The sequence below is a fragment of the Enterococcus sp. FDAARGOS_553 genome (assembly GCF_003812305.1).
Taxonomy (GTDB): Bacteria; Bacillota; Bacilli; order Lactobacillales; family Enterococcaceae; genus Enterococcus_D; species Enterococcus_D gallinarum.
In genome coordinates, this window is record NZ_CP033740.1 from 353,862 (window position 1) to 379,113 (window position 25,252).

The following is a 25,252-nucleotide window of genomic DNA, read 5'->3' on the forward strand; positions in this document are numbered from 1 at the left end:
GTCCTCTTTCTCCGTTTATCATAGCTTACGATTCTTAAAAAGCCAAGAGGTGACAGAGGAAGTTGCTTGGAATGAATAATTTCGAGGATATTTCCCTCGACTATAGGTCATCTTGAAAAGAGTCCTTAGCATAAAATTTATGATCCAATAAAAATCACTCAAGGCAGTCATATTTTTTTTAGACCGTTCACAGATCTTGCCCTTCCGCTAGAGACTCTTTTCATTTTCATAGATACTTCTATTTCTTGCAATCTAAAGTAAATCATCAAAGCTGACGGTTCCGCAACAAGTCCTCCCTTTTTATTCCTTTACAATACTCTCTACTTATTGCATTCTATTCCTTTCTTAAATCGTTGCTTCCGTACGATCCCGGCTCAAGGTATATAGGCTGGTTTCGACTTTGAAGTAGTCTTCGACTAATTTTTTCAACTCAGCCATTGCGGCATCAGCCCGTAAATGTTGTTCTTCATTGATTGATTCAATGAACAATACTGCGTTGACGGTCTCTTCTTTTAACATCGTGCGTTGCGCTTCTCGCCAATTTAAACAGCGGCAGATGGCTCCTTGCTCGTCATAGTAAATCAATTCTCCTGCTAGAGCTGGCGCATCCGCCTCGGCACCTAATGGGAAAAATGACTCCCCACCCTTGGCTAGTCCAAGGTGTAAATCACCTGCGATTGCAGCCAAATCTTCTCCACCTAAAGGCATCCCATACTTCATAGAGACACTATTGTAGAGATCTACTAATGGATTGATTGGAAAAAAAGTTCGATCTTGATTGACACGCTTCAACAATGCTTCTATGGAAGAACGGGCACCTTTTTTTGTTTTAAATTTTTGGAAAGCTTCCCGCCATTCTTGGACAACTGGATTTTCACTGAAGGTTGCATTCGTTAAGAATCGCTTAGCTTCGCGCTTACCGTTTTCCAGCAATTCCGTAAAATAACTTTCTTTTGCAGGATCGATTGAATTGTCGATCCCTTTCACAACGAGACAACTAATTTGTGCTTGGGGAAAGATTTCCCAGAATGCTTGATCAATTACTATTTTCTTCATTGCTTTCACACTCCAAATGTATTAATAAAAAAGCGGCAAAACAATATTTGCTAGTTCCGCCAATTGATTCCAAAAGTTGATCATTATTTAAACCTGTCCTTTTAAACTAGGGAAGGTTGATCACATTTTTGAAAAAGAAAACGATTTTCTATCCTACAGTGCCGATTTCTCTTGCCCTATCTAATTAGTAGTCTCTTTTTCCACCATTCTTTACAATCGCCCAATCCGATTCAATAGATTCTCTGATCTTTGAAAGTAAATTTGACACCGTTTCTATTTCTGATGCGGATAGTTGAGTGGTAGCGATTTTGTTCGAGTATTCGTTTTCTCTTAAGATAAACTGCACAACATGCTTTCCTTTTTCAGTTGTGTATAAATGTTTGATTTTTTTATTGAACGGATCGGATTCTTTTAAAATGAATCCATTCTCTTCCAACTTTCGGACAGCTCTTGACAGCGTTGTCCGATCGACTTTAATCACCTCTGCTAATCGTTCAGGGATAATCCCCTCATTCTCAAAAATACGAACCAAATAAATATACTGCCCTTTGTTCAGCTTTAACTCTTTAAATTCAATATTGGCAATGGCATCAAGCATTCGGCTAATCGAGCCAATTTCTCGTAAAATGTCATTCATTCTTCTTTCTCCTCTTCTATCATTATCCTACCTTTTTATTGTTGCAAATGCAATATTTTTTCGGAATAGAAAAGAGCGAAACCAATGTTTCACTCTTTTAAAAAATATTTTTATCACTTATACATTCTGTTGCTAGTTGATCATATTTCGCCAACCACATGACTAACAACAAAGATTGTTTCATTTGCTCATTGCTTGGAGGAATAGAGCTAAACCATTGATCATTCACTAGAACCCGTCAGAGGTATCTTCTATCTAAAGACTAGCTGATTTTTTCCCTCAGTTCGTTTTGTCTGTTTTTCTGACACGTATTCTCTTTTATTCAAAAAAGAACTCTTTAGAATTGTTTCTTTTTCATAATCGAAATACTGATCCTCACAGAGAGTGCAAAAAGTAGCATAGCAATTACTAATGCAATAAGAAAGAGCATTCCCATGCTGACAATGGGCAATGTGTTCAATTGAGCAATCAGATCAACATTAAAGAAGAGCTTTGCCCCTTTTACAATTACAACACCAGCGACTACCAGAAGTCCAACAGCACCAATAATGGCAATTCTGCCCTTTTCGCCGCCAAACTTTAGTTGGAAGGGAAACATAATAGATTGGATGATGATCATGATCGGCAGGATCATTGCTGCAATCTGCCAGACTTCAATGAGAGAAGTATTATGTCTAACCATTGATGCAATTATTCCTAAACAGGTTGCCAAAAGCCATGAACTAAATCCCAGTAGGAATCCTAGACAATATTTTTCCAGCACATAGCCCACTCGAGTAATAGGTAAAGTGAATAAAAACGCATACCCATTGTCAAATTCATCATAGCTGATAGTGCTTAATGTGAATAAAGAAAGCGCAAAGGTTAAGAAACCTAGTGGGAATGATACATCCTCTGTAAACGAGATCATTCCTATTACAATCAAAAGAATAACCAAAAAGAAATTTTTTTGTGTGGCCATCAATTTAAAATCTTTTACCAACAAACCTGTCATTATTCACGCCCCCTTACCATCATCATAATCACTTCATCAATTGATCCTTTTTCAATGACTATTTTAGGAAAATTCTCCATATAAAATTGTTTTTGATTCGTTAAACAACTATACCCATAGCTTTCTTCTTTGTATCGGAGAATAAATTGTTTATCCAGTTCTTTGTATTGCTCCGGATCAACTTTCAATAGTGCATAATCACTTAACAAGACATCGGTCTCTTCGTGTAAGATCATTCGTCCATCATGGATCATATAAAGATCATCACAAAGTGTTTCTAAATCACTAGAGATATGGGAACTGATCAAAATCGCACACTCTTCATCTTTTTCCATGAACTCTCTCAACATCAAAAGTAATTCATCTCTGGCAATCACATCCAAGCCAGCTGTCGGCTCATCTAAAAGCAACAATTTAGCGTGATGCGATATAGCTACTAATACTTTTAGTTTTGCTTTCATCCCTGTTGAAAAATCGTTGAGTCTTTTATCCACTGGTAGTTGGAATCGCTGAATTTGTTCGGTAAAAAAGTCTTCGTCAAATTCGCTATACATTGTCCGTAAAATCGGAACAATATCTTTAATCCTTAAATAGCCGCTGAAGCCAGAATCGGATAAAACAACACCTAACTTTTCCTTCTCTTTTGGGGTGAGTTCTTTACTATCCTTGCCTAAAAGTGTGATCTTCCCACTGTCAAAAGGAATTAAACCAAGAGCTGCTTTAAACGTAGTACTTTTACCTGCTCCATTTTGACCAATCAACCCTGTGATAGTACCTTTTTGAACTTCTAATGAACAATCAAGAGAAAAATTATCATACTGCTTTTTTAGATGCTCAATTTTCAACATGTTTCAACCCTCCAATATCAATTCAAACAAACTTTTTATCTCTTCATCACTAATCCCGCAACGTCGCCCTTTTAGAATTGCTTGTTCCAAGTCTTGTTCCAGCTCCTTTTTTTGCTCTTCCAATAAAAGCTCTGTATTGGTAGCAGCTACATAAGTTCCTTTCCCGTGAACCGTTACTGTAAAACCTTCAGATTCTAACGTATCATAGGCTTTTTTGACCGTTAAAGCACTGATCTTTAATTCTTTTGACAGTGTGCGGACAGATGGCAACGGATCATTCTCATTCAGCTCCCCATTTCGAATATGCCCTTTGATTTGATCGACAATCTGCTCATAAATCGGCACCATTAAGGAAGTATTAATAATCAATCTCACATTTTCTTCCCCCTTCTCGTTGCAAACAGTATATAACAGTACACAACTGTTATCAAGTGTTATATACTGTTTATTAAAAAATTTTTGAGTTTTTACTGAACATAAACAAAAAAAGCTAGGCAAAAGCCTAGCTGAGAACACGATTTAATCGTGAAAGATAGATAGTTATTTCATGCGTATGATAATTGTCCCACCTATAACACTCACCATCATTATGCAGAGGACAAGCATCCAACTCGCCTTCTCATCATTTGTCTGTGGAAGTTTTTTATCATTCGTTTTATTTGAAGCGTTTAAGGCAGCAGAGTGACTTGATTCTGATTGATTGTTCTGAGTCCCTAATATGGACGAATCAGTTGTGTTTGGTTCTGTCGTACTTGGTTCTGTCGTACTTGGCTCCGTTACGCTTGCTCTGTGACACTTGGCTCTGTCGTACTTGATGTTTCTTTTTTAGTATTGGTAATAATGATGGTACCATCCTCATTGGTTACCGCACTTTCAAAGTCATCTGGAACATTGACTTCTTCGACAGTGTAAAAGAAATCTTCCCCTTGGTTATTGTACTTTGGTAATACTACATTTTGGCCTTCAACTGGGACTTTTGTGCGTGTTCCTTGATAGCCCTCGCCTTTATTCGAGGTTAAACTATCTGACATTTGCCAACTTTCAGCACTAACGGTGGTTGTTCTTTTGACTTGGTATTCGATCTGATCAGGAATCTCAGCATCTGGAACATTGACCCACTTCTTCATAATTTTCAATTCTACGACAGGTGCCTTGATGGATGGAATAGGAAAATCTAAATATTCACCATCACTTCCTGTTGTTAATGTCGTACGTCCATTACACAAGACCCATGTTTCTCCTTGAAACTCAGCGGATTCTGTATTTATTCGAACCTGATAAGTTAGGGTAAGTTTTTCATTTTCACCTAACGCGATGTTGCTGATAGAGATGGTTTGATTAGCTTCAGTTACTTGAACTGCTGCAACAATTTCAGGAGCTTGGATCCATGCTCCTTGATCATTTTTGCGCCACCCGACCAATTGATAATGGCTATTATCAAACGTACCGGCTCCTTGTAAAAGGATTCCTTCCCCCATAGGGTCTGTGATCGTTCCATTGGGAATCGTTTTATCAATGTGGTTCGCAATTTCTTTCAATGCTGAACCAAGACCGCTAAGGTTTTCGTCCGTCGTCAAATAATTAGCCGGTGCAGTAGCAAGATTACGGGCAATGTATTCACCCCTTGCCGAAGGTGCCGTTGCCACTGAATAAACCGTAAAGTTCGATTCCTTGATGTCAACGATCGTTCCTAATGTTTCATCAGTCACCACTTGACTGCTGACTGGAACTGCTAAACTATCTGTTGAAGTCTTACTTGTTGTATGGTATTGAGGATTAGCTGTTTGGAAAGCTTTGGTATAGCTGCTAGTATGATAACCATTATAATCATTGATCTTTCCTGTATTGGGATACACAGTTGCATTTTCAGCAGGTAAATAGCTGCGATTGGCACTATCATCGCCAATATGGATAAACATCTTTTCAGCTTCAGGTCGACTTTGTTCAAGAAGCAGACGTTGTCCCTCCATCAAGCCTTTTTGCATAAATGTTCCTGAGTGTGATTCCGCCGTATGCTGTAAAAAATTTTGCAGATAATCGATATTGGTTACCTTGGACGTATCAAAATTTTCTATGGCCAATTCTTTAAGTGAACTCGTGCCATTAAACATGGCTGTCATGTCAATTACCGAGGATGTATCCCATTGATTCAAGTCAAGACTTTCCAAGGAGCTTGCATTCCCAAACATCCAGTTCATATGAGTAACTGAAGACGTATCAAATTTATTCGCACCTTCGATTGCCCTTAAATTTGATGCCCCCATAAATAATTGTCCTGAATTTGCTGGTAGGACAACCGTTTCTTTAACAACAATAAATTCAGTAGCCATTGATGGAAGTTTCCAAGGTGCTGCATCCACAAGCCCAGCAACCCCTCCATAAAGCGTAATTGTTTTTGAAACTTCATCATAGTCCCATGGAACAGTTCCCCAGAGAGAAAGCTGACGCTGATAAACGAACACAACTGTCTGTCCCGTATCCGAGAACGTTCCTGATACATTATCGGGTACCGTAATTAATTCCCAGCCTTCGATTGTTTTAGCTTCTGCGGTATAAGTGTCTCCGTAATAACCAGTCAATGTCGCACTCTCCGTAACGTCATTTCCAGATTCATCAACATATTTCACAAGAACTTCTCCGGCTGGAATTCGCTTATAAGTAAAAACGACGGTCTGGTCAACTCCAGTAAACGTACCAGCCGCATTTTGAGGAGTTGTCATTAGTTCCCAGCCCGATATATTCTTGGCTTCTGCGGTATAAGATTCTCCTTGATAGCCATTCAGAAGCACGGTATTCGCAATCTCATTTCCAGATTCATCGACATGCCTAACTGTCACTATTCCTCCAGGAATCCGTTCATATATTGCTTGAATGACTGCTTCACCAGCTCCTTGTACCGTGATCAAGGAAGATTCTGCATAAACATCATTGACAGAAACCCCAATGCTGCTACTAATCTCCCACTTGACAAACCGCCAATTAACATTGGGTCTTGCCATTATACCTGGGATCGATCCCGTAGGTGTTGGACTCACAAATTGTTGAGGATTTCCTCCTTCTGGCGGATTAGCAATTAACTGGACTAAGGGATTATTTCGCTCTAGAGGATGATTCATTACTTGTTCTGATTCTTGCCTATTTGATTCGACGGTATTATTGGATTGAGAGATCTCCTCTGCATAAACCATATCTATGGGAATATGCGATAAAAGAATGGAGAAGACAACTAGAAATTTAATCAGTTGATCCATTTTTTTTACTTTTTCCATCATTCCCTCCTTTTGTATAAACTAGCGAATTTAACCATGCGTTTCCTACTCTACATAAGCAATAACTGCGTTTTTAAACTCGTTTAACATTCGACCGTTTGTTATTGTCTATTTTTTAGACACATTCCTCCTTCCACCTTTTAAAATCAAAAATCTTCGTTTTTAATAAGCAAATAAAAAAACGGACAAATGACTTTGTATAAAGACAAAAATCCTTTGTCTCTAGACAGCGCAGATGAAGTGTGTCCCCCATAAGTAAGCGTCTCAAAAACGAAGGCTTTTGAGACAAAAGATTGAGAAATTTAAATTTCTCGAGATTAATCATAACAACTCAAAAAAAATAAAACCCACCAATATTTTCTTTACCTAGTGAAAAAATTGACGTGATGTTCCCCTTCTTCAGCAGAAAACATTTTCTTCCTCAGGGGATTACATAACAAACGAACCGATATATTTAAAAACAGCAATGTGACAGGGATTGTTTTTTTAGAATGTTTTATTTCCGTAAATAGCAAAAAAAACTTAACGACCGCCATTTTTTTCTTGTCCTTACTCAACGCCCTGCTCTCTTCTAGACAAACAAATTCAGCAATTATTGTTTTGGTTTATCTGCTATCTTCAAAGAAAAAAAATGAGTGGGGAAAAATAGGATGTTTGAAAACGAATTTTCATTTAGTCAGACAAAATAATTCGTTATTTTACGTTATATACTTCATGTACAAAAAAAGGTATTCTTTCACTAAGAAAAATTTTCAACTGGAGGAATATAGATGTCAGGAATGGTTTATGGTTATGCGCGAGTCTCTACAAGACAGCAAGATCTTTCACGTCAATTGGATTTACTTGAGAAATATAACTGCCATAATATTTATACAGAAAAGATTAGTGGTACGCAGGCCAATCGGCCAGAGTTGATCAAATTAAAAAAGCGCGTGAAGCAACAGGATCAAATCATCATCGAAAGCTTTTCCCGTCTTGGCCGCAGTACCAAAGACTTAATTGATTTGGTATATTTTTTTGAACAAAAAGGTGTGAAAGTAATCAGTGTCAAAGAAAATTTTGATACTCAGACACCGCAGGGGAAATTGATGATGACCGTTTTCCAAGCATTTAGTCAGTTTGAACGTGATATTATTGTCGAACGTACCAAAGAAGGGCTGATTTCTGCACGGGCAAGAGGAAACATTGGTGGTAGACCCAAGGTAGATCCTCAGTTAATCCAAAAAGCTCTCCTTTTGTATCAAGAGTAGGGCTATTCAGTAGCAGAAGTTTGTCAAAAGACCGGTGTCAAGAAAGCAACGTTTTATCGTTATTTAAAACAATCAGCATTGCAAGGCTGATCACTTGGCTTTCCTTCGCTAACCCAGCAAACCACATCAAAAAACGACCATTGTTTTACGATGAAAGCAAGCTCATCACGAGTAATCCAATGGTCTTTTTTCTAATTTTAACACAGCAAATTTTCTAGTGTTTAATCAAATATTCTCTGGTTCTTCTTGTTTCTGATAATATTTTTTTTCGAAATCAGTCCATGATCGGCTAAATTGATGATTCGAAAAGGCACTCTTTAAGCCGGAGCTTTGTTTGAAACGAAAGACTTCTTCTGCCTCCATTCCCAATTCTTTGGCAATCCGATCATCTGTCCATCCGCTTGCTACTAATTGTTGAACGATTTTGCTCATCTTCTCGATACCATGAGTGCCTCGAGCTCGATTATGTCTAACAGTGGAAGCCATACGGTGTTCCAATGGCTTATCGATAACAGTCACTGGCACTTCTTTTAGGTTCAACCGTTCTTTGGCCACTTGATAGCGGTGAAAGCCGTCAATCAGTAAGTACCCTTCTTTTTCGTTGTCAAAATAACAGACTAATGGTTGTGTGAATCCGTCTTCCCGAATCGACAACTCCAAAAGTTCCAACTCGGGTTCCGCTACTTTATTGGGATTGTAGTGATTGGCGTGAATTTGAATCAATGGAACCATTTTTACAGCTAGCACAGGAAAAGCAATTTTTTCCATTAAACAGAACACTCCCTTTTGAGAAAATAATAGTTCTTCGTTTGGCGAAAAACGGTGAACCCTTTTGTCTGGAACAACGCCACTTCGTTAGGGTGACTCGTTGTGACTGTGATTTCTTGATCCGGATGTTTTTTTCGGATGTCATGCAGCATTTTTCTTAACAAAAGAGTTTTTCTGCCTGAAGCAGGCTCTTTTTCATAGAATTCGCCAATCTCGATGCGAGCTGTTTTTTTTTCATAGTAAGAGAAGCCCATCACCTGATTCAGCGAATCCACGATCACATACCAATGGCAATCCCCAGAATTAACGAGATAGGGAAATTGCTTTTGGTAGATTCGCTCAGCAAAGAAAGGCCCCATCAATTGATAGAAATGTCCTTTCTTATATGGTGGAAAAAAGACGATCAGTTGTTCTTTCAACTACTCCACATCCTTTCAGCAAATAACTGATTACGGCTGATTCTTGGTCAATTGTTCATAGGTCTTTCCTAACTTCTTCAATTGGTATTTTGGCAGGTGTTCGATGCCTAATGCCGCACCAAATTCCACGGCTAACGCATAGAGTTCAGACTCGTCTTTCTTGGTCAATGCGTATTGTCTGGTACTCAAAGAAAAATCATTTTTTTCCAATGCTTTCGCGATCCCCTTCCAGTCATGCCAAAGTACTTCATTCTTCAGCCATTCTTTGCGTTTGGTTTCATCGGGGATCGCCTCTACATGAACACCGTACTTGTCCCGATAGTGAGCGATCAGAATCGATATTTTACGGTAGTAATGGTCTTGCAGATTTTTGGAATATAACCCAATCGATTCCAGCAAAAAGACAGCGTACTCCTGCCAAGTCATGTGGGCAGGTTTTTGAGTATTGTAATGGGCCAACAAGGAAGTCCGTGCATACAAGCGGCCAAAATTCGCGCCAGAAACACGGTTGACGATTTTCTCCCAAGTATCCGGTTCGACTAACGCATATTGAGAAAGTCCTTTTCGTTGCTGCAGGCCATATGGCTGACAAATCCGCATTTGGGAGAGGGACACTCCATAAGTGTAAAGCTTGTCATAAAAACCATTCATTTCCCAATCAAAGTGCGCATACGCCCCCCAGACGTCCTCTGTCTTCCAGTCATAAAGCGGATAAAAGTTGAGAATCTCCCCTTGATTGGTTTGATGCTTGATCCAGCAATGTCCTTGATAATTGAAATTCCGATTTAAAATAGCCCGGTAGCGATGCAAGCTTTCTTGGGTACGAATGCCGATGCCGCAGGCAACCGGCTCGCCTTTATGATGATTCGCATACCAAAAGGCAAAATTTTTCAGAAATTTATCTGGGTTTAAATTCGCACTTTGGTACAGTTCCATCATTGATTCATCGAGATCTGACAGCGAAATCGCATCCCTGGGCATTTCTTGGACCCACTTATCCCGTTCGACTTCATCCCACATTTTCCACTGAGGTTGAAAAATACTAGTCGTGTTATCTTCATAAAATGGCAAGCAGAAATGATAGACCTGTTGAACGCTTTTCAGCCGTTTGATCGATTCCATAAAGTTCCGAGTTGAGCGATAATTGGCTTCGATGTCTAAAATCAACAAGTCAAATTTTTTCCACTTTTTTGGGCAATTTGGTCAGCTAATTGGACCATTGCTCCGCTGTCTTTCCCACCGCTAAAAGAGAAATAAACATGAGAAAAGGTATTGAATATATACGTCAGACGTTCCTCAGCAGCTGCCAACACATTGATATCGTAATATTTCTTCATAAACCCCGCTTCTTTTACTTATTTTTGATTGAATTTGTGCATGTATTCACTTTCATTATAAAGTGAATTGGGGTTGCTTACAAGCCTACCTCTTAATTGCAGAATCCTTCTTAACGAAATAAACATCCAAATATTTCCACTCTTTCTTTCGATTAGGAAAAAAATTTGTCTGTCTAACCCTGACATTGCTTGAGCTGGATCATCAATTAAGCGGATTGGGAAAATCCAATGGTTATCAAAACGTAAAAATCCCACTGGACTAGTTGCTAGTCTAGTGGGATTTTCCTTACTCCAATGGAAAATCATCGTTCGTTTTTATTGTTTCGTCACTTTCTCCAGTTGAGTGGTTTTTTTTCCACAAGATGTACACAACGATGACAGCAACCATTAAGATACCGCAATTCAACCATTTGGCATCATTTAATACGTGTAAATCTGGAGATGACAATGGATCGTTTCCCGATAGCTGTAACAAGATATTCATCGGGCGATCAAAGAGAGTTGTCATAATCAGTAGAAAAGCCATCATGACAAATTGATGCGTGACACTCCCCTTATTTTGAGTGGTAAATTTGGCGATCATTCGTTGATCAACAGGCAAAGAAGACTCCTGCGCATACTGCTGATTCAACCAGCTGCTAGTCAAAGATTGCCAAAAGCTTAATAAAAGCAAACCAAGAACAAAACTTTGTGGAAAAAGAAGCACAAACAGTGAAAGAGCCAAACCACCAAGCAGAACTGGAACTGTATTTGGAAAAATCCCTTGCAGAATACGTTTGCCTAAGATCATGGACAAAATCATTCCTCCAAGATAAGGCAAATACAAATAGCGAGTCAACGCCTCTGTCCCATGTAGACTTCCTAGATAAAGCGCTCCAAATAAGAAAACAAAATTCCCTAACATGCCATTTAAAAAAGTTAGCACGTTGAGCCATGAGGGCAGCTTCCAATGCTTCTTCGCTCGTCCCAGATAAAATACGGCACCTAAGAAGAGGAAAAAGAAACCATAAATCGCCCAATCAAGCAATTGGATATTTGCCAATAAACGTGCATTCCGCAGCAAAAAGAGTAACAAGAAAAAGATTAGAAAAAGAAGCAATTCTTTAAAGGCGATCACTTTTGAATTCATTTGCTTAAAGTCGATGCTATATCTAGGATAGTGGGTAACTGTATGGTAAGCCATGACGTAAAACATCGTATACAAGCCAAATGCGGCTATCAGCTTCGTTGTGCCTGACCATTCCATCACCACTAACAACAAAATCAGTAAGAACAATGCAAAAGGCACTTTTTTACGAGTCATATTGATAAATCCCAAGTTCTTTTCATGAAGATTGACCGTGCGATTCGTTGGAACTAGCCAAGAGGCACTCAGCCCTAGCAGACTACCGGATAAATAGAAAAATGGAAAATAATAAACACCTAGAACTCCAGCAAAGGCTCCAACACCACCCATCAGCAAAGCACCAATCAGCAGTGTATAACTGTCTAATCCCAAACGTATACTGCGGATGAGAAAAATTCCTGTCATCCGTAATGTATAAAATAAAGTAAACGGCAAAATCGTTAACCAACTCTTGCCATCATTCAATCCTAGGAATAACAAATACGGAATCACGATTACCGTATTACTTAAAAGAAATGGGGTCGTTTGTGCAAACGTCACGAGCCATTTCTTGATTCGTTGAACCATCAGGAACCTCCTTATTTCTCTCTACCAATCACTCATCTGTGGTACGATCTATTGACATGTACAAGTGATCGTTTCTCATTTATTATACCTTTTCTATATAAAGACCGCACGGCTTTCCATAAAAAAAGAAGCTAAGAGTCGAAGGCGTTATTCCTTTATCGCTCGTTTAGAATGTCGTTTTTATCACTTACATCTTTTCTTCCATTGAATTCAATCATTCGCTATGCTACACTAGCGTTACTTTTGTTTGGCTGACGAACCGCTGCCCCAACCATGTTCGTTTGGACCAACTCGTTGCGAGTATTCGTGTTTTCGGATGCTCTTTTTGTCGCGTTTTTTGCCAAAAAAGAAAGTGAGTGAATCCAAATGATCCAAGTGCAACACCTCAACAAAAGCTTCAAAGTCGCGAAACGCCAAAGTGGTTTTCGTAATGCTACCAAAGCGCTCTTTCATCGAGAGGTTTCAATGATCCCCGCTTTACAAGATATCAGCTTTACGATTCAAGAAGGAGAAATGGTCGGATACATCGGTCCGAACGGTGCCGGGAAAAGTACCACCATCAAAATCATGTGCGGCGTTTTGACACCTGATGACGGAACGTGCTTGATCAACGGGCGCGTTCCATGGAAAGAACGGATCGATCATGTCCGAGACATTGGCGTTGTCTTTGGTCAACGCAGTCAGCTCTGGTGGGATGTCCCAGTCATCGACAGTTTCGAGCTGATTCGTGATATTTATCGGGTCGATCCGCAAGTCTATCGGCAAAATCTGGAAGAGCTAGTCACTTTGCTCGATCTAAGCGAAACGTTGAAAACCCCCGCCCGTTCCTTGAGTCTAGGGCAACGTATGCGCTGCGAGATTGCCGCTTCGTTGCTCCATGATCCCAAGATTTTGTTTCTAGATGAACCGACGATTGGCCTTGATGCGGTGTCTAAGATCGCAGTGCGCCAATTCATCAAAAAGCGTAATCAGGAAAAGGGAACGACTGTCATCCTAACGACCCATGACATGCAGGACATTGAAGCATTGACAGAACGCATTTTACTGATTGGTAAAGGGCAAATTTTATTAGATGGTCAATTGCCAGAGTTGAAGCAACGCTTCTCTGACGCCAAAACATTGCAGATCGATTATCTAGGAATCGCACCGACACTTCCAGCAGGCGTCACTGTAACCCAAGCAGAAATCGGGCGATTGGAACTAACGATTGATCCAAATCAGCTGACCGTTCCGCAAGCTATCACACAGCTTAGCCAGCAAGTGGAGATCACTGATCTGTCTGTTTCCAGTATCACAGCAGAAGAAATGGTTGCTAAGTTGTATAAGGAGTACCATATATGAACAAGTATCAGGCACTTTTTCGCATCCGTTTTACAAATAGTCTGCAATATCGATCGGCAGCATTCGCTGGAATGGTGACACAATTCGTTTGGGGCATGTTGGAGATTTTCGCTTTCCGCGCCTTTTATCAGACCGATCCAGCTGCTTTTCCAATGACCTTTCAGCAAACCGTCTCTTATGTCTGGATGCAGCAAGCTTTCTTAGCATTGTTCATGTTATGGTTTTTTGAAAATGAGATTTTTGATGCCATAACATCAGGAACGATCGCTTACGAGTTGGCTCGTCCAATGGATCTCTATGACCGCTGGTTTTGCCAATCAGCAGCGAACCGCTGTGCAAAAGCTTTGCTGCGCTGCCTGCCGATTTTTGCTATCGTCTTTTTGTTGCCAGTGCCCTATCGTTTGGTCTTACCAGAAAATCTGATGAGCATACTGCTGTTTATGCTGTCGCTGGTTTTAAGTCTAGGCGTCGTAGTGGCTGTGTCCATGTTGATTTATATTTCGACATTCTATACCCTTTCTTCTCTCGGGGTGCGAGTTGTGATGGGGGCAATCGGTGAATTTCTCGCTGGCGCCATTATTCCGTTGCCATTTTTCCCACAGCCTTTTCGACAAATCGCTGAATTGCTGCCTTTTGCCGCGATGCAAAATGTCCCGTTACGGATTTATAGCGGGGATTTGGTTGGACATGCGTTGTGGCAGATGCTGGGAATGCAGCTCTTTTGGTTGGTGGTATTGGTAGCTGGTGGCAAGTTTTGGATGGCTCGTGCGTTAAAACGAGTGATTGTACAGGGGGGTTGAAGATGTCTCTTTACTGGAAATATTTTAGTATCCATTTGAAAAGTCAAATGCAATATAAGGTTTCGTTCTTCTTGACGGCATTAGGCCAATTCCTTGGTTCCTTTACCGCTTTTCTGGGAATTTTGTTTATGTTTTCCCAGTTCCATCAAGTGGATGGCTTCTCATTTGAGGAAGTGCTGCTGTGCTTTGCGACAGTCCTTTTTTCTTTTTCATTAGCGGAATGTTTTGCCCGCGGTTTCGACCTATTCCCGCAAATGATCGCCAATGGCGAATTTGATCGAGCATTAGTCCGGCCTCGTCCGCTAGTCTTTCAAGTGCTGGCTGCTAAAATGGAATTCACTCGCATTGGTCGGCTCCTGCAAGCATTGCTCTTGTTTTGCTATGTACTGCCAACAAGCGGCATTGATTGGCAGCCAATCAAAGTGCTGACTCTGACTTTGATGATTCTCTGTGGTGCCGTCTTGTTCTTTTTTCTCTTTTTGATTTATGCCGCCATTTCTTTTTTCACCCTTCAGGGATTGGAATTCATGAACATTTTCACGGACGGCGCCCGCGAATTTGGCCGTTATCCATTTAGCATCTACGGCAAACAAGTCTTGCGGATCTTGACCTATGTCATTCCAATGGCTTGGTTTCAATACTATCCCTTTTTATTTATCATTGGTTGGCTGGAGCAGCCACTGTGGGCGTTCGCTCCATTACTATGCTTGCCATTTGGTATTCCCGCCCTCTTGTTTTGGCGCTTTGGTCTGAGCAAGTATGTTTCTACCGGTTCGTAATGAAAAAGGAAGTCCTCAGTCGGGGCTTCCTTTTTTCGTAAGTCTGCGGATATTTCTTTTAAAACGATAGGACAAAAAAGCCGAGCGAGTGTACAAGTCGATCCCAATTGCCAGCCAAACACCAGCGATCCCTAAATTCAAGCTATTGCCTAACACTATCACACCTACTATTCGTATCACCCACATCCCAAACGCTGTACTATACAATGGTGTCTTGGTGTCTCCCATTCCTTGCAGCACGCCAGCTAGAATGAGACTGATCGCTAATCCTGGTTGATTGAACGCATCGATCCTCAAAGCCACCACGATTTGACGAAGTGCTTCGGGATCTTTCGTGAACAAAGTAGCAACAATCGGAGACCCAATAAATAGTCCAATCCCTAAGAGACTAAGAATAATCACACCATATTTTACAGATAAAAAAGCAATTCGTTTTGTCTCATCATAATCTTTCTTTCCTATACTCATTCCCGTCAGTGTAGCAGCAGCCGTCGCCAACCCATAGGCAGGCATATACACAAAGCTTTCAATACTGCCAGCAATGGTGTGTGCTGAATAGGTTTTGGCACCAATCGCCACGATCAGACCAAAGTACAATACCTGTCCCAAACGCATCACTAACCGCTCCAACGCTGCTGGAAAAGAAATTCGCAACAGTTCATTGAAACTACTTTTATTCAATCGAGTAAACAATGGAAAAGCAATAACAGAATGCTGTACTTTTCGATAAAGTAATATCGTACCTAACGACCTGGCAATTAATGTTCCTAACGCTGTTCCCATCACACCTAAAGCTGGAATTGGCCCTACACCAAAAATCAAGACATAATCCACTACGACATTCAATACGTTCGTAATAATACCGATTTTCATTGGTGTTTTGGTATCTCCGATTGCTCGTAGCATACTTCCTAAAGTAGACATCGTTGCAATAACAATAGCTCCGCCCCCTACAATACTAAAAAATTGCAGGGAAGAATCAAGGGTTTCTTTTGTCGCTCCCATGATCGTTAAAAGCTGAGATCCAGCTACTAAACTTACAATTCCAAGAAAAAGACCAGAGATGATTGCCAACAACAACGATTGCTTAGCGATCTGCTTTGCTTTTTCTAGGTTATTTGCGCCGATACTTCGTGAAATCAATGAAGATGTCCCAATTCCTAAAGCAATGAAAATAGCTATATATACATTCAATATTGCATTAGCCAAACCAACACCTGCAACAGCAAATAATCCGATTTTAGAAACCATCAATGAGTCAATAAAGCCCACTGTCGTTTCCAAGACATTCTCCACAGTTGCTGGCAATGCCAAATGAATGATTCGTTTCTGGATTTGCATGTCTTTTGGCAAATCTGCATTTAATTTAGTCATATTCTGTCACTCAATTCAACTTGTTGTATTGGGTGATCACCCGTTTCAAGGCCTTCATTTCTTCCTCCAAATCCGATCCTTCACTAACATGCATCAATGCATGATCCGCTTGGGCCTCCAAGAGGATTTGGCTGATTTTTTGAATGGCCGAACGAGCTGAGTTCAACTGGATCATGATATCCCCATAATCTTTATTAGCGACGACCATCTTTTTAATCCCAGAGACTTGCCCTTCAATTTTATTCAGGCGTTTAAGTAATTCATCTGTTTGATGTTCTTTGGCATGTGACATGTCGACTCCTCCTTTAATATAGGGGTACCCCCCACCCCTATATTAATCAAAAATTATTTCCAAGTCAAAAAGTTTTGTTTAAATCCTTCTATTGCTAAAGTCATTTCAATTATCTTTCCTCGGAGGTGCTACAAATCCGCTCATGAATGAGAGAAACAGACAGCAACAAACTCACTTAGTGCAACTTTTACAAGTACTGTCGTTCCATATAGTAATTTTACACTTTGAATATTGTTTTAAACACTATACTGTGAGAAAATCAAAGAAGAAAGATCAACTTAAAAGGAGCGAATCAACATGCAGCCATCTGAAAAGCCAACAACCCATAAAACGCGCAAGCCAAAACGTCTTGTTCTCATCCTCCTCCCTACCCTGGTTGTTGTAGTGTTGGGTCTGTTCTTGAATCACTTCAATTACTGGCCTTTTCAGGGTAGCAAAATAGCCGGTGTCCCTGATGGTCAGCTTGTTCAACTAGAAAATAAACCAGATTTAACGGGTTTGCTACTGGCATATGGTTCGCAACTAAAATTCAACACCACGGCAACCTCATTAACAGTCTATTTTGATCACTATCGCAAAGGTGAATTAAATACTCATGACTCAGTTGCTTCTTTGATTTATGAAAAAGATGTTTCCATCAGTGGCTATCTAAACTTTGGTATTGCGGAAGGACAGAATCATTTATTGGTGAAGCTATTCTCCAATGGCGCCATGTCACAAACAGTCACCGATCTTTCCGACTATGACTTTCCCCTTACACAGGAAGACAGACAATTTGGTGCTGTGACTACTATCAAAAACGGCAAAGTGAAACTTGAGAAAAACAAAAAAATCCCGCTGCTTTATTTAGCAGAAGGAAATGATGGACTAAAGATCTATGATGATATGGCGAATAATCTAGCACCAGATAACTTGAAAACCTTGCCAAATGCCTATTTGATTTACCTGGAAATTAAATAACATAAGTCCTTATAATTATCTAAATTGAAGCAGCTTTCTCTTTTCTATGAGGAGATATTTTTCTGCACCAACAAATTGTGAACAAAAAGAGTGCTATTTCTTAATTCGTTTTCCTTTACTTTTTTATGCTTTTTACTTATTATTCTTTTGAAATAAGAATAAATTAAAATAAAAAAGGAGAGCAAACATGGAAAAATATCAAGTGTTTCCTGGTCAAGACTATCAGGCAAAGGTTATTGGCTTTAGTGGTTTACAAGATGTTAGCGTTATTCATGTTTACGAAAATACAGCTACAGTGTTGATTCAAGGTACTTCTGAAACAGGAGTTGCGAAACTTTGCAACTTTTCAATCAAAACTGCATCATTGGTGGGATAAAACTTTCAGAGACTGAGGAAACTGATTTTAGGTACAGGATCCCCAAGACAGAAAAAAGGCAGCCCAATTAGTGTTGCTTCGTTGAAACACCAAAATGTATAAAGTATTTTTATTTTATTTATTCAATATCTCTCTACATTATTTGCAAATAATGTTAAAATAAAAAAACAGGAGATGTATCAGGCTTCCCCCAAGAGAATCTTCCCCAAGTGCTCTTGCCTGGTACCTCTTCCTTGTTTGTTTTTCGGAACTACAGAACAATGGTAAGCCATTCTTCTACGAATTTCAAGTGGTCTTATTGCTGAGCAAAACAAAGATTTACTATTCTATTCCCCTCAAATCTCCCAATAAAAAAACATTTCTTCTACTTTTGTTGATAAATTTCCAGCTACGGAGATCTGCTGATAATCCTATCCTCGAATAAAAAAACTGCGAAGGCACTTCTTGTTGAAGCGTCCCCCACAGTCGTTATCTATGACACATTTCTCATTTTGATTTGAATCCTTCTAGTTTGGAATAGTCTCTGTATATACAGTCTTCTTTCCATACAATTCCTGTGTGATTCCTGAAAGATAATCGGCAGAGTTGGTGCTGCGAAGATTATACATTAGGAAAATCCCGTAATTTTCAGCTTTCGTCCGTTTAGCATATTGAATGCTCTGCGCTTGGTTTCTTCCTACTTCTACAGCCGCTGGTCCTAAACGGTCGGCCCCCATTCCAACAAAGTAAGGAACCTGCCAAGAGCCATAATATGGATTCCAGCTATAATCGATCGTCTTTGAAACATTTTCATTATACATTGAATTCTCGGCAGCAGGACCAATATTATATAGTGTGATCAGCTTATCTGTCCCAAGACGATTTCTCAATGCTTGAATAAGCCAAATGAATGACTGATCATTTGGTTGAGGTGTCCCATTCTTCCCGTATTCTGCATACTCATCATCAAAATCGATTCCGTCTAAACCATACGTTTTCACCACTTGTTCTAGCTCCGCAGCAAACGCATCAGCACTGGCATAATCTGTGAAATTTGCAAAACCAGCTCCTTGGTGATTTCCTAATATCGATAAGAGAACTTTTGTGCCTCGTGCTTGTAACGGTTTGATCTGGGTTTCCTTTTCGGCTAGTGTTTTTTGTACTTGCTCATTTAAATGAAGATAGGCTTGCTTTGTCGCTGGATCATAATTGATATTCGCAGCAAAAATGATCCCGATGTCGATTGCAGGTTTGTCCGTTCCGGCTAGCGTATATTTCCCAATGTTTCTAAATTCGTTGTCATTGACTTCAACATACATCACTGTTTTCGGTGTGACTTGATCGGCAGCCTGAGCTTCTAAAACCGGTGCGGCCAAAGAAAAGAGACTTAAAAGAACCATCATTACAAAAGCAACTGTGAATCTTCGAGATGGTTTCACTGCTAGTTGATTCTTATTGTTCACTGTCAACGCCTCCTATAATAATCAGATATTTACACATCATTTACGAAGAGTTTTTTTGCATAGAGTCTATTGTTCTGCTGCCATAAGCGCAGCTTCTTTCAATGGGTCATATTCAGGGCTGACCGCTTCTTCATACTTAGCAGCCAAAAACACTCGATTCACTTCATAATGAGAAGTGGCACGTTCGATTTGTTGACTTAATTCTTGAACTTGGCGATTGGAAAACTGGTCGTTCTTTCTAGCAAGATAATGCTTAGCAAAAGCTTGCGACTCCGCCAAAGAGTAGCCTTTTGATTCCAAAATCGCCGTTTTTGTCCAGAGAAAGTCCGTCTTCAACAACTGATCGTTTCTTCCTTGGATACCATCGCGGTCAATCGCATAAAGAAACATGCCTCCAGTTTCAGTTGTACGGACATAATTTGCGACACTATAGAGATTGCTGGACTCATAAGGTTCACGGGTATCTCCCCATGTTTGATTGGTACGTTCTTCAGGAAACGAGAGACCGACTAAATACTGAGACCGTTCGATACCTGTCTTTGAGAACGTGTTGTTCCATGAAGACTCCGCCCGCGTGGCATTCGATCCATATTGCTGTGCACCCAAAAAACTGAACGCTGATGAAACAGGAGTAAATGGCTCTAGGGAAAAGATATCTACAGTATCATAAATCAGCAGTGTATCTGTGTCTGACTTCGGTCCAATATAGTGTGAGAGGGCCTCGATCACCCCATGGGCGATTTTCAGTTGACTGGTAGTATAAGTACTTTCCATATCAAAATCAAGGCCATCGATTCCTGGTGTCATATATTTATCTAAAAGCTGCTTTGCATAATCGTCAAATTCTTTTGCTGTTGGTTGGCTCTGCGTTGTAGGAACTTTCAATAGTTCGCGATAATCTAATCCTCGTACAAGCTTTGTTCCTCGCTTGTGTAATTCTGGTCCATAAACATTGGCGACTTCATCAAAAAAGACTTTACTATCTGCATCACTCACATTTGCGTGGAACACATTGACCACATCAATACCATAAGGAATATCTGTCATTCGGATCTGATTATTTTGTTCAGATGGAATACTTTGATCTCTCCATGTGCGGTAATAGACCATAAATGTTTTTTCCGATTTATCAACAGTCGTGGCAGATCCCTCAACCCCAAACAAAAACCCACAAAGCAACAACGAACTAGCGGCAAACAATCCCAAAACGACTTTTTTCATCAACATCCATCCTTTCAGAATAAAATTTGATACACTTTATGTTAGCGCTTACTTAATGAAATATCTAAGAACAAATTATAGGTATTTCATAACAAATTAAAGATTTTTCTTTAAAGTAAAAAAAGAATGCACTAAAAAATAGCAACAAAAGAAGCCCTCTATTCTCATGAGGGCTTTCTTATCCTTTTCTTGCGAAACGGCAGTCTCCTAAAAAAGAATGGTGATTTTGATAACACATTTTTAGAGCATTGCTTAACTGCGAACAAGCAATTCAAACGGTAAAACGATTTGTTCCCTACTCCGTTCCTGGAATAGACGGAACGCTTCTCGTCCACAGAGGTGCAAATGGAATTCAACGGTTGAAAAGTTCAGTAATCGACTGATCAGTAAGTTTTCTTGACCGATAATCAGAGGTGCTTTTCTTTCCCCATATTGAGATAATATTGTCGCTGCGATTTCATCTCCATTGGTAATGATCCCGTCAACGCCCCGGTCTTTGAAAAAAACAGCCGCAGCCTCGCCATCTTCTGCTTTGATACAATCCCAAAAAATGTCCTCTTCTGAAAACCCGGGAAAGAGCTCCTTTGCTTTAGCGATCGTATTGATCGAATTACAGCTGAGTCGTTTGCTGCGGCCAAGAGTCAAGCCTAACCGTTTAACGCCTTGTTCTTTAAGATAAAGGATGCTGGCTGTCACTGAGCCAACTTGATCGATCGTTACAAATGGGACATCCGTTCCGCTGGCATCTTCACAAAAAACGATAGGACCATTTTCAAGATAGGGGCGAAATGTCTCAATATGGTTGGCACGAGTGATGACAATCAATCCATCGAACCCTTTGGCAGCGAACTCTTCTAAATAGTCCTTCTCCAAGGCTTTATCGAAATTAGTTGGTAAAAGCGTCACCTTATATTGTTGCGCAAATGCTTCTTCCATAATGCCATTTAGTATTCTATCGAAGAAGGGATGGTTCACAAATGGTACGATGACTCCCACATTGAATGTTTTTCCTGAGCTTAGTTTCTGAGCGATCTTATTCGGCTTATAGTTCAGTTCTTTCATCATGGCTAAAATGGTTTGACGCTTTTGTTCTTCCACATACGGATGGCCGTTGATAACCCGGGAAACCGTAGTGATGGAATAACCAGTCATTCTTGCAATATCTCGAATCGTTGCCATAAACAGTTGCTCCTTATGCTATGTATTTTCACTGCTGCTTTATCTTCCTCTGTCTAGTTGTAGTCTACCATAAAACTAGTCCAAGAACAGACTGCTGGCTATGAAATTTATGATGGAACGTTTCAGGAGTATTTGCTACAAAGCGATATATGAAGAGTATTTGGCACTGTCAAAGTTACCAAACAAAATCTGTGAACATAAAATACCCGAAGAATAGTTGGCTTGTTCATAATCTCAATGAGCCTCGTTGCACTTTCTCAACCGCTCATTATTAGCCATTTCTTCGGGTAGATTATCAACGAATCACTTCAATCCTAGTCCTTGTATGTTCAATGACTCGATTCCTTCGGCTGATTTTCTTTATGTCAATGAATGCCTTTAATCCCTATTCTACTCGCTTGTCACAACGACTCCTATTTTTCTGTGATCAAAGCTTGGTTGCTTCTGTAGATAATCCTCGAACAAATGCTTGAATCACAGCAACTTCTTTGTTGGGATCTCCTTGATTTACTAATCGGTAGTTTTTCACTGCTTCTGGTACAATGAATGTTTCTCCATAATGAATCTCGAAGGGGGCAAAACTGTCGGTCACACTTTCAACTGTGATTTTTTCTCCTTCCACCAAGTTCAACATATTCACACTTTGATGGACAGATACGGTGACCTCTTTTTTGAACCAATGGCGGTGTGTTTCAATAAATTCTAGCTCATGCAACCCTGTCTTTTCCACCCGGATTTCTTCATCTTCATACAATGTTTCAAAGGGATTGATTAAATTTTCTTGGACCCAGGCGGTATCATACGCTGTATTGACATTTTCTTCTCCATGTACAAGATGGACCGGTCTGGGGATCCCATCTAATCCTAGACGTCCCCAATCCCAGAGTTTGAAGGTGAAAATATAAGGTGTCTGGCTGATTTCTAAAACGACCGTATCTGGTCCGCCGCAATGGATCGTTCCTGAGGGAATCGAATAATGGTCATGCTTTTTAACTGGAAAACAATTGATGTATTTCTCGTCTGGAAAACGATAGTCGCCATTCTCTGCTTTTTTCAATTCTCTAAATAATTCTTCCTTCTCTGTTCCTTCGGTCACTCCCAAATAGATCGTCGAACGTTCACCAGCTTGCAAAATATAGTAACTTTCGTTTTGCGTATAAGTCATGCCAAATTTCTCTTGAATATAGTCCACGCGTGGATGAACTTGCAGACTCAAATTGCCTCCTCCAACGGTATCCAAATAATCAAAGCGGATCGGAAACTCATTGCCAAAACGGGCCTGTACTTTCTTGCCAAGCAAGGCGACCGGTCTTTGGTGAACAATGTTGATCGCGGGTATTTCGATTTTAGTTCCTGCAAAATTTAAGCACACACTATTTTCTTCTGGCACGCCATCAAATGCCCAACCATAATTTTGTTGGCTGGAATCCAGATTGAATTCTTCCTTCATCCATTGCCCGCCCCAAACACTGGAATCGAAGTAAGGTAGTAGCCGAAAAGGTTGCTGGACGATTTCGTCTAATGCGGCACGATAACCTGATCCTGTTACCATCTTTGGCTGATTCGCTACATTTGTATCAATCAAGTAATCGATTTTGTCTGTAAGTTTCTGCTTCAGTCGATCAGCGACACGCCATTCAAAGAAGAATCCACGTTTTACTTTTTTTAAATTATCTTCCTGCGCATTTGCAGCTTTCCAGTTGGTCAACCCTCTGCGGTATCGTTTTTGGATTTCCCAACGCGTCAAATCAGCATAACAAAGAATATCTGGATCAGGTAACAAGAGGGTTGCACCAGTTCCATAAACAAGAATTTTTTCCATCTTAGATGCTTTCTTTCGCCATTGCTGTATTTCATAGTGGGGGAAAAATTGCGCAAGATCGGCATGAGACATCACGCCAAACACACGGTCATCCGTTAGATTTGCTGCAATCATTTTCGTTACCGTTTCAGCATCATATGCATAGTCATCCGCTTTGACACAGCATATATCTGATAGATGACGAAACAAGTGTTGCTCTAGTTCCTCGAGATTCACACCCGGATAGCATTCTAAAGCAATTCTATTCTTCCCTTCATTTAATAGACGGTTCAACTCTTTGCTGATTGCTTCATAGCTTTCCCAAGTGTCTGCAGTCTGACTGATTTTGATTTCTGGTTGTAAATTATACATTTGGATTCCTCTCTTTAACTTTTTTGATGTTGAAAAAGCGGACTAAATTTTGCTCCGCTTCTTTTATGTTATTTTGTCATAACATTTAAAAATGAGAAGATTTCCAGTTAGATATGTTTCTCTCATAATCGTTATAAAGAAAGTACAAAATAGCTAGCCTATCTTGCACTTTACTTTTTTACGATTACATTTCAACGTAATAACGATATTGGTCACCCACGTAGTAACAATCACTGATTTCCTTGTATTGTCCATCACTGCTTGAAACCATCCGTACCCGTTTTAGAATTGGCGTCACATCCGATATTTCTAAAATTGCTTGCAATTCAGGTGTCGCCATGACTGCCTCCACATATTCTTTGGACTCGCTCAATACAATGTTGAATTGTTTGAGGTACTCGTACAGTGACCCGTAGTAGTCGCTGCTATCTAATGAGAACTTCTCTGTATATGGAATGTGAGTGACAAAATAAGCGAATGCTTTGCTGCCCTCGACTCCCCTTGTCCGTCTGATTTGAAGCACTTCTCCGCCATTTTCAATCCCTAATTGCTGAGAAATCCGCTCAGAAGCATGAATCAATTGGACGTGCGCCATCAGTGTACGAACAGTCTTTCCTAACTCCTCCATCTCTCGTGTAAAACCGCGGACCATTGTATAATGCTCTTTTTCTGTCGTGTGATCCAAGGACAAAACAAAGGTTCCTTTTGCTCGTTCACGATACAAATGTCCTTCTCGAACAAGTTCATCAATGGCTTTTCTGATCGTGATTCGACTGACATCGTATATTGTACATAAATCAAGTTCCGGAGGGATTTTTTCTCCTGCTCTCCATTCTCCAGATAGGAGTTTGAATCTTAAATCATCCGCGATTTGACTATAGAGCGGGCTGGTTCCTTTCTTTTTTGCTAACTTGTCTTTCAATGTCCATCCTCCTACTAGCTTTATTGTCATAACAATAATATATTCAGAAAAAAATAGCAAGCTACAATGAATGCGCTTCCTTAACCATGAGTGTTGACAGCTTGATATCTGAATGCACTACG

24 protein-coding genes and 1 pseudogene are annotated in these 25,252 nt (G+C 40.1%); 6 read left to right on the forward strand and 19 right to left on the reverse strand.

Annotation, left to right across the window (positions count from 1 at the left end):
• Positions 1-345: 345 nt before the first annotated feature.
• The 6 genes from EGX73_RS02025 to EGX73_RS02050 form a co-directional block, all read right to left on the reverse strand.
• Positions 346-1,056 (reverse strand): B3/4 domain-containing protein, encoded by a 711-nt coding sequence (locus EGX73_RS02025; RefSeq protein WP_123866685.1) that lies wholly within the window; start codon positions 1,054-1,056, stop codon positions 346-348.
• 184 nt (positions 1,057-1,240) lie between these two features.
• Positions 1,241-1,693, reverse strand: coding sequence for a MarR family winged helix-turn-helix transcriptional regulator (locus EGX73_RS02030; protein WP_003125551.1), 453 nt, complete (start codon positions 1,691-1,693; stop codon positions 1,241-1,243).
• A 337-nt stretch (positions 1,694-2,030) separates the two neighbouring features.
• The gene (locus EGX73_RS02035; RefSeq protein ID WP_005470486.1) at positions 2,031-2,687 is read right to left on the reverse strand and encodes an ABC-2 transporter permease; all 657 of its coding nucleotides are present in this window, start codon (positions 2,685-2,687) and stop codon (positions 2,031-2,033) included.
• Positions 2,687-3,535, reverse strand: a complete 849-nt coding sequence (locus EGX73_RS02040) for an ABC transporter ATP-binding protein (RefSeq protein WP_003125549.1) — start codon at positions 3,533-3,535, stop codon at positions 2,687-2,689. Before EGX73_RS02040 ends, EGX73_RS02035 begins: the two co-directional genes overlap by 1 nt.
• A gap of 3 nt (positions 3,536-3,538) precedes the next feature.
• Complete coding sequence (locus EGX73_RS02045; RefSeq protein ID WP_003125548.1) at positions 3,539-3,910, reverse strand: GntR family transcriptional regulator; 372 nt, start codon at positions 3,908-3,910, stop codon at positions 3,539-3,541.
• Positions 3,911-4,311: 401 nt separating this feature from the next.
• Positions 4,312-6,804 (reverse strand): MucBP domain-containing protein, encoded by a 2,493-nt coding sequence (locus EGX73_RS02050; protein ID WP_244321579.1) that lies wholly within the window; start codon positions 6,802-6,804, stop codon positions 4,312-4,314.
• Positions 6,805-7,574: 770 nt separating this feature from the next.
• Here EGX73_RS02050 and EGX73_RS02055 point away from each other — a divergent pair.
• Positions 7,575-8,144 (forward strand): annotated as a pseudogene (locus EGX73_RS02055) (recombinase family protein).
• A gap of 135 nt (positions 8,145-8,279) precedes the next feature.
• Here EGX73_RS02055 and EGX73_RS02065 read toward each other — a convergent pair.
• The 6 genes from EGX73_RS02065 to EGX73_RS15890 all read right to left on the reverse strand — a co-directional run bounded on the left by EGX73_RS02065 (position 8,280) and on the right by EGX73_RS15890 (position 12,724).
• Positions 8,280-8,822: a ParB/RepB/Spo0J family partition protein gene (locus EGX73_RS02065; RefSeq protein WP_005470480.1), complete on the reverse strand. Its 543-nt coding sequence runs from the start codon at positions 8,820-8,822 to the stop codon at positions 8,280-8,282.
• Positions 8,822-9,241 carry a hypothetical protein gene (locus tag EGX73_RS02070; protein WP_003125541.1) on the reverse strand — a complete coding sequence of 140 codons (420 nt, stop codon included), beginning with the start codon at positions 9,239-9,241 and terminating at the stop codon, positions 8,822-8,824. The genes EGX73_RS02065 and EGX73_RS02070 overlap by 1 nt, the downstream gene beginning before the upstream one ends.
• Before the next feature lie 30 nt (positions 9,242-9,271).
• Positions 9,272-10,411 (reverse strand): DUF3440 domain-containing protein, encoded by a 1,140-nt coding sequence (locus EGX73_RS02075; protein WP_253764177.1) that lies wholly within the window; start codon positions 10,409-10,411, stop codon positions 9,272-9,274.
• Positions 10,405-10,578: a Co-activator of prophage protein expression IbrA gene (locus tag EGX73_RS16105; RefSeq protein WP_021150400.1), complete on the reverse strand. Its 174-nt coding sequence runs from the start codon at positions 10,576-10,578 to the stop codon at positions 10,405-10,407. Before EGX73_RS16105 ends, EGX73_RS02075 begins: the two co-directional genes overlap by 7 nt.
• Positions 10,579-10,864: 286 nt before the next feature.
• A complete protein-coding gene (locus EGX73_RS02080) occupies positions 10,865-12,271 on the reverse strand; it encodes a hypothetical protein (RefSeq protein ID WP_123866687.1) in 1,407 nt (468 codons plus the stop codon).
• A gap of 237 nt (positions 12,272-12,508) precedes the next feature.
• The gene (locus EGX73_RS15890) at positions 12,509-12,724 is read right to left on the reverse strand and encodes a hypothetical protein (protein ID WP_003125537.1); all 216 of its coding nucleotides are present in this window, start codon (positions 12,722-12,724) and stop codon (positions 12,509-12,511) included.
• A 12-nt stretch (positions 12,725-12,736) separates the two neighbouring features.
• Here EGX73_RS15890 and EGX73_RS02085 point away from each other — a divergent pair, with 12 nt between their 5' ends.
• The 3 genes from EGX73_RS02085 to EGX73_RS02095 are packed head-to-tail and all read left to right on the forward strand — an operon-like array spanning position 12,737 to position 15,191.
• A complete protein-coding gene (locus EGX73_RS02085; protein WP_253764178.1) occupies positions 12,737-13,612 on the forward strand; it encodes an ATP-binding cassette domain-containing protein in 876 nt (291 codons plus the stop codon).
• Positions 13,609-14,412 (forward strand): hypothetical protein, encoded by an 804-nt coding sequence (locus tag EGX73_RS02090; RefSeq protein ID WP_005470472.1) that lies wholly within the window; start codon positions 13,609-13,611, stop codon positions 14,410-14,412. The genes EGX73_RS02085 and EGX73_RS02090 overlap by 4 nt, the downstream gene beginning before the upstream one ends.
• Before the next feature lie 2 nt (positions 14,413-14,414).
• Positions 14,415-15,191 (forward strand): ABC transporter permease, encoded by a 777-nt coding sequence (locus EGX73_RS02095; protein WP_029486423.1) that lies wholly within the window; start codon positions 14,415-14,417, stop codon positions 15,189-15,191.
• A 15-nt stretch (positions 15,192-15,206) separates the two neighbouring features.
• Here the strand turns inward: EGX73_RS02095 and EGX73_RS02100 are convergent, their stop codons facing one another.
• Entirely contained in the window at positions 15,207-16,565 is a 1,359-nt protein-coding gene (locus tag EGX73_RS02100; protein ID WP_005470468.1) for an MATE family efflux transporter, read from the reverse strand.
• Positions 16,566-16,575: 10 nt separating this feature from the next.
• Positions 16,576-16,857 carry a metal-sensitive transcriptional regulator gene (locus EGX73_RS02105; RefSeq protein ID WP_005470466.1) on the reverse strand — a complete coding sequence of 94 codons (282 nt, stop codon included), beginning with the start codon at positions 16,855-16,857 and terminating at the stop codon, positions 16,576-16,578.
• A gap of 297 nt (positions 16,858-17,154) precedes the next feature.
• Here EGX73_RS02105 and EGX73_RS02110 point away from each other — a divergent pair, with 297 nt between their 5' ends.
• Positions 17,155-17,817, forward strand: coding sequence for a hypothetical protein (locus EGX73_RS02110; protein WP_123866689.1), 663 nt, complete (start codon positions 17,155-17,157; stop codon positions 17,815-17,817).
• A gap of 187 nt (positions 17,818-18,004) precedes the next feature.
• The gene (locus EGX73_RS02115; RefSeq protein WP_003125527.1) at positions 18,005-18,193 is read left to right on the forward strand and encodes a hypothetical protein; all 189 of its coding nucleotides are present in this window, start codon (positions 18,005-18,007) and stop codon (positions 18,191-18,193) included.
• A gap of 506 nt (positions 18,194-18,699) precedes the next feature.
• Here the strand turns inward: EGX73_RS02115 and EGX73_RS02120 are convergent.
• From EGX73_RS02120 to EGX73_RS02140, 5 genes are all read right to left on the reverse strand, one after another.
• On the reverse strand, positions 18,700-19,491 hold the full coding sequence (locus EGX73_RS02120) for an endo-beta-N-acetylglucosaminidase H (RefSeq protein ID WP_234981437.1): 792 nt from the start codon (positions 19,489-19,491) through the stop codon (positions 18,700-18,702).
• Between the two features lie 210 nt (positions 19,492-19,701).
• Positions 19,702-20,856 (reverse strand): glycosyl hydrolase, encoded by a 1,155-nt coding sequence (locus EGX73_RS02125; protein WP_253764179.1) that lies wholly within the window; start codon positions 20,854-20,856, stop codon positions 19,702-19,704.
• A 252-nt stretch (positions 20,857-21,108) separates the two neighbouring features.
• Positions 21,109-22,035 (reverse strand): LacI family DNA-binding transcriptional regulator, encoded by a 927-nt coding sequence (locus EGX73_RS02130; protein WP_005470459.1) that lies wholly within the window; start codon positions 22,033-22,035, stop codon positions 21,109-21,111.
• Between the two features lie 427 nt (positions 22,036-22,462).
• The gene (locus EGX73_RS02135) at positions 22,463-24,208 is read right to left on the reverse strand and encodes a class I mannose-6-phosphate isomerase (RefSeq protein ID WP_123866691.1); all 1,746 of its coding nucleotides are present in this window, start codon (positions 24,206-24,208) and stop codon (positions 22,463-22,465) included.
• 184 nt (positions 24,209-24,392) lie between these two features.
• Positions 24,393-25,130, reverse strand: a complete 738-nt coding sequence (locus tag EGX73_RS02140) for a GntR family transcriptional regulator (RefSeq protein WP_123866692.1) — start codon at positions 25,128-25,130, stop codon at positions 24,393-24,395.
• Positions 25,131-25,252: the final 122 nt, after the last annotated feature.

Bases quoted from the DNA above. Each gene is read 5' to 3' on its own strand.
- EGX73_RS02125 (WP_253764179.1), bottom strand. From the start codon at position 20,856: ATGAAAAAAGTCGTTTTGGGATTGTTTGCCGCTAGTTCGTTGTTGCTT.
- EGX73_RS02120 (WP_234981437.1), bottom strand. From the start codon at position 19,491: ATGTATGTTGAAGTCAATGACAACGAATTTAGAAACATTGGGAAATAT.
- EGX73_RS15890 (WP_003125537.1), bottom strand. From the start codon at position 12,724: ATGAAAGAGCGCTTTGGTAGCATTACGAAAACCACTTTGGCGTTTCGC.
- EGX73_RS02030 (WP_003125551.1), bottom strand. From the start codon at position 1,693: ATGAATGACATTTTACGAGAAATTGGCTCGATTAGCCGAATGCTTGAT.
- EGX73_RS02115 (WP_003125527.1), top strand. From the start codon at position 18,005: ATGGAAAAATATCAAGTGTTTCCTGGTCAAGACTATCAGGCAAAGGTT.
- EGX73_RS02110 (WP_123866689.1), top strand. From the start codon at position 17,155: ATGCAGCCATCTGAAAAGCCAACAACCCATAAAACGCGCAAGCCAAAA.
- EGX73_RS02095 (WP_029486423.1), top strand. From the start codon at position 14,415: ATGTCTCTTTACTGGAAATATTTTAGTATCCATTTGAAAAGTCAAATG.
- EGX73_RS02080 (WP_123866687.1), bottom strand. From the start codon at position 12,271: ATGGTTCAACGAATCAAGAAATGGCTCGTGACGTTTGCACAAACGACC.
- EGX73_RS02025 (WP_123866685.1), bottom strand. From the start codon at position 1,056: ATGAAGAAAATAGTAATTGATCAAGCATTCTGGGAAATCTTTCCCCAA.
- EGX73_RS02100 (WP_005470468.1), bottom strand. From the start codon at position 16,565: ATGACTAAATTAAATGCAGATTTGCCAAAAGACATGCAAATCCAGAAA.
- EGX73_RS02090 (WP_005470472.1), top strand. From the start codon at position 13,609: ATGAACAAGTATCAGGCACTTTTTCGCATCCGTTTTACAAATAGTCTG.
- EGX73_RS02135 (WP_123866691.1), bottom strand. From the start codon at position 24,208: ATGTATAATTTACAACCAGAAATCAAAATCAGTCAGACTGCAGACACT.
- EGX73_RS02085 (WP_253764178.1), top strand. From the start codon at position 12,737: ATGATCCCCGCTTTACAAGATATCAGCTTTACGATTCAAGAAGGAGAA.
- EGX73_RS02130 (WP_005470459.1), bottom strand. From the start codon at position 22,035: ATGGCAACGATTCGAGATATTGCAAGAATGACTGGTTATTCCATCACT.
- EGX73_RS02050 (WP_244321579.1), bottom strand. From the start codon at position 6,804: ATGGAAAAAGTAAAAAAAATGGATCAACTGATTAAATTTCTAGTTGTC.
- EGX73_RS02040 (WP_003125549.1), bottom strand. From the start codon at position 3,535: ATGTTGAAAATTGAGCATCTAAAAAAGCAGTATGATAATTTTTCTCTT.
- EGX73_RS16105 (WP_021150400.1), bottom strand. From the start codon at position 10,578: ATGAAGAAATATTACGATATCAATGTGTTGGCAGCTGCTGAGGAACGT.
- EGX73_RS02105 (WP_005470466.1), bottom strand. From the start codon at position 16,857: ATGTCACATGCCAAAGAACATCAAACAGATGAATTACTTAAACGCCTG.
- EGX73_RS02065 (WP_005470480.1), bottom strand. From the start codon at position 8,822: ATGGAAAAAATTGCTTTTCCTGTGCTAGCTGTAAAAATGGTTCCATTG.
- EGX73_RS02035 (WP_005470486.1), bottom strand. From the start codon at position 2,687: ATGACAGGTTTGTTGGTAAAAGATTTTAAATTGATGGCCACACAAAAA.